This window comes from Pseudoalteromonas sp. SANK 73390 (assembly GCF_054966645.1).
In genome coordinates this window covers 1-3,610 of sequence record NZ_ARPN01000077.1, presented here as the reverse complement: position 1 = coordinate 3,610, position 3,610 = coordinate 1, and the positions used below count along the sequence as shown (strand labels likewise).

Below are 3,610 nucleotides of genomic sequence, written 5' to 3'. Positions count from 1 at the left end.
ACAAAAAAGCCACCTTGCAAAACAAGGTGGCTAAAAACAACATACACAGGGGAGAAGTTGCGTTGTTAAAATATCATTCTAAAGGCTTAGAAAACGTATTCAACAGAGACGGATGCCACATCCATATTGGGGTCTATACGGTCATCAAGCTCATAACGTTCATATTCAAGACGCATATTAACGTTCTGCGTTACGCCAAAGGCAATCCCCGCACCGTAGAACCAGTCGCCGCCGTCCAGCTCGCGGCCAATACGCCCTACATCAGGAATAGTGGCATAAATATCTGCATTCCACTCTAACCAACCGCCTTTTGCATATAATGAAAAACGCTCGTTAAGAGGCGCTGAAAAACGGGCAGCCAATGACACACCGTCAAGTTCGGCGTTGCTGTCTATATCACTGGCTTCATCAAAATTTTGATAGGCTAATTCAACACTAAAGTATTCATTTAGCGCCGTACCTACATAGGCTTTAAGCATAGATGCATCATCATCAAAGCTGGTGTCGTTCTCTTTGTCATCCCATTGAAATGAATATTGGCCATAACCAATACCCGTATACACTTTTGGCTCGCCGTTAAAGTCAAAGTAGTTACTGTCAGCGGCCAATGCTGAGGCACTTGATGCACCCAAAATCAGCGCTAAAGAAATAGATGACACAGAAAAGCGATTAAACATAATGGCTCCTTTTAATTTTTTGCAGAGAATATTTATTTTAAAAATAGATAGAAAAGGTGAGCGCGGTTAATCGCGCTCAATACTGTTTAGTTAAATTGATAGCGCCGTATTACTTACGACTCTTTATCAATGCGTAGGTTGTCATCAACATGCTTTACATCATCAGCGTTTTTCGCAATCGCGATAGCAAGTTGTTTTTCAGAATCTGAGTCTACATCACCCGTTAGGGTTACTTTGCCGTTTTCAACGTCTACATCAATATCTGTACCGCTAATGTCAGTATCAAATAACAGACGTGTTTTAATAACCGTGGCAATCTTAGCGTCAGTAAAGCTTGATTCATCCATACCACGCTCTTTTTCGAGTGTCTTGTGGTCCACATCTTTCACTAGGCTAATGCGGTTATCGACGTCTTTCACACCATCAATGCCAGTGATTAGCTCTTCTGCTAGTTTTTTATCAACGTTATGTTCAACCTTACCAGTAAGTACCACCACGCCATTGTGTACGTCGGTATTAATATCAAATGAATCTAGGTTGGTATTGAAAAGCAATGTTGCTTCTGCTTTACCATCAATCCACGCATCACTTGCTTCTTTTTCCCAAGCGTTATCTTTTGCGTTTACTGACGTTACAGTTACTGCTGATGCTAATGCCATTGTAAGTAGAGTGCGTTTCATAATCATTTTCCTTTAAGTTGTTTTGACGAATTAGTTAATGCACGGCGTGTGCCATATTTAAAATAACTAAAATTCAATGACTTATAATTAACCACCCCAATCGCCACGCTCCCCCTATGTGTAGTTTTCTCATAACACGGTAGTTTTTACAGGCAAAAATTACAGACCCAACCCGTCATGACTCATCCAGACGCGATAAAGCAGTGGATCTAAGCGGCTGGCATAAATAATGCCTCACCACCTCATTATTAATTAAATAGCGAGCGCACAATGAATAACCTCTCATTAGAAAAATTTTGGCAACTCATCTATGAAAAGATGGACAGCTGGGCCGAGCTGAGTATTAAAAACCTCCCTAACTTGGTAGTGGCCATTGTTATCTTCGTGGTGTTTTTGTTTCTCTCCAGCATTATTGCTAAATGGGCACTCAAGCTTATCAGAAAAGCCTCTCACTCCACTCAAGTCGCTGGACTGTTAGCTGCTATTATTCGTTTAGTGGTCATTGCCATTGGCTTTTTCTTCGCTTTGGACATTATGGGGCTCTCTGGTGCCGTGGCATCCTTGTTGGCCGGTGCGGGTATCATTGGTCTTGCTATTGGTTTTGCGTTTCAAGATATGACTGAAAACCTCATTGCTGGTGTTGTCATGGGGGTACGCAAACCATTTAAAGTGGGTGATATCATTGAAGCTGATGACACCTTGGGCACAGTCAAGCAAATAAATCTACGCAACACCTTAATTGAAACCTTTTATGGTCAACTTTGTGTTACCCCGAATAAAATACTATTTAGAAACAAGCTGCTCAATTACTCCACCCTCAAAAAGCGTCGTATAGAAATTCCCGTTGGGATTTCTTATGCCGATGACATTAATCAAGCACGCGAGGTGATTGAGCAAGCCATTAATAACCTCGACTTTGTTAAACACAAAGAAGAAACCGCCGTGTATGCCAGTGGTTTTGGTGACAGCGCCATCGACCTACTTGTTTGGTTTTGGATTGACTACCCAGGAGATGGCAACTTTATGGATATTCGCCACCAAGCGATTGTTACAATCAATCAAACCCTCAATGATAACGACATTTTAATTCCGTTTCCTATTCGCACATTGGACTTTAATGCAAAAGGAGGCACCACCTTGCAAGATGTACAAAGTACAAGTGAGCAGTAATTACATACACTCGGTAAGACTTACAAGGCCAGTACGCACCAAAAACATAACAAACTGATTTTAAACAAAAATAAAACTGGCACGGACGCTGCAACACCCTCTGTGTATAACGATTAATTGCAAATGATGATTTATCCATTTGCCACATATTTAAAATTGAAGGAGCACATTATGTCGAACAGTGATTTTAATTTAAAACCCGTTGCAGAGCTTATTAAAGTACTTAATGGTGGCATTGAATTTTACTTAGATGCAAAAAAGAAAGTCAGCAACCTTGAACTTGAGCGCATTTTTGAAATGAATGTGCTAGAAAAAACCAAAGCCGTATCCGCATTGCAGCCATTCATTGTGGCCGACAAAGGTGACGTTGAAGACGACAATGCATTCAGTGTTGAACTGCGTGAAACTTATACCAAAGTCATCGCATTAATTAGCACAGATAAAGAGCACACGTATATTTCTCAGCTTGAAGAAGTGGAAGATAAGGTCCTTGAGAAAGTAGACGCCGCACTTGAGCAAACACTGCCACAAGACTGCCAACGCGTACTACGTGAAATACGCATGACAATGCAAGCATGTCATGACGAAATGAAAACATTGCAGGATATTACAGCCTAATTGCCAAATAGGCTTGAGGAGGCCCCATGTTACGCTGGTCAATCACATTTTTAGTACTTGCCCTTATTGCCGCAGTATTAGGGTTTGGTGGCATCGCAGGTGCAGCAGCAAGCATTGCTAAGATACTATTTTTTATTTTTGTCGCATTCTTAGTACTGTCTTTTATTTTTTCACTCGTTAAAAAGCCCAAAGCTTAGGCTTAAAGGAGCACATTATGAATATCATGAATCTAACAAAAGCCGTCGGTGTTGTTGCTTTACTTGCACTGGCAGGTTGTTCAGACGGTCCAGCGGAGGATGCTGGTGAAAAAATCGATGAAATGGTAACCGATAGCAAAAACGCCATTGAAGATGCCTGTGAGAACGTTAAAGAAGCCGCTAAAGCTGAGAATGAAAACTGCTAATCGGTTTTAAACAAAATAGAATTATTAAAAAGCCTCCAAAATCGTTTTGGGGGCTTTTTACA

General features: G+C 41.0%; 6 protein-coding genes. 4 read left to right on the top strand and 2 right to left on the bottom strand.

The window, feature by feature from the left end; translation table 11 throughout:
• Positions 1 to 86 precede the first annotated feature (86 nt).
• Both SANK73390_RS10205 and SANK73390_RS10200 read right to left on the bottom strand, forming a co-directional pair.
• Positions 87 to 677: an outer membrane beta-barrel protein gene (locus tag SANK73390_RS10205; protein ID WP_462765951.1), complete on the bottom strand. Its 591-nt coding sequence runs from the start codon at positions 675 to 677 to the stop codon at positions 87 to 89.
• Between the two features lie 113 nt (positions 678 to 790).
• Complete coding sequence (locus tag SANK73390_RS10200) at positions 791 to 1,357, bottom strand: BON domain-containing protein (protein WP_462765950.1); 567 nt, start codon at positions 1,355 to 1,357, stop codon at positions 791 to 793.
• Positions 1,358 to 1,627: 270 nt separating this feature from the next.
• Here SANK73390_RS10200 and SANK73390_RS10195 point away from each other — a divergent pair, with 270 nt between their 5' ends.
• The 4 genes from SANK73390_RS10195 to SANK73390_RS10180 all read left to right on the top strand — a co-directional run bounded on the left by SANK73390_RS10195 (position 1,628) and on the right by SANK73390_RS10180 (position 3,548).
• Positions 1,628 to 2,527 (top strand): mechanosensitive ion channel family protein, encoded by a 900-nt coding sequence (locus SANK73390_RS10195; RefSeq protein WP_462765949.1) that lies wholly within the window; start codon positions 1,628 to 1,630, stop codon positions 2,525 to 2,527.
• 171 nt (positions 2,528 to 2,698) lie between these two features.
• The gene (locus SANK73390_RS10190) at positions 2,699 to 3,145 is read left to right on the top strand and encodes a PA2169 family four-helix-bundle protein (RefSeq protein WP_462765948.1); all 447 of its coding nucleotides are present in this window, start codon (positions 2,699 to 2,701) and stop codon (positions 3,143 to 3,145) included.
• A 26-nt stretch (positions 3,146 to 3,171) separates the two neighbouring features.
• Positions 3,172 to 3,342, top strand: a complete 171-nt coding sequence (locus SANK73390_RS10185; RefSeq protein ID WP_261595529.1) for a DUF1328 domain-containing protein — start codon at positions 3,172 to 3,174, stop codon at positions 3,340 to 3,342.
• 17 nt (positions 3,343 to 3,359) lie between these two features.
• Positions 3,360 to 3,548, top strand: coding sequence for a hypothetical protein (locus tag SANK73390_RS10180; RefSeq protein WP_261595353.1), 189 nt, complete (start codon positions 3,360 to 3,362; stop codon positions 3,546 to 3,548).
• Positions 3,549 to 3,610 lie beyond the last annotated feature (62 nt).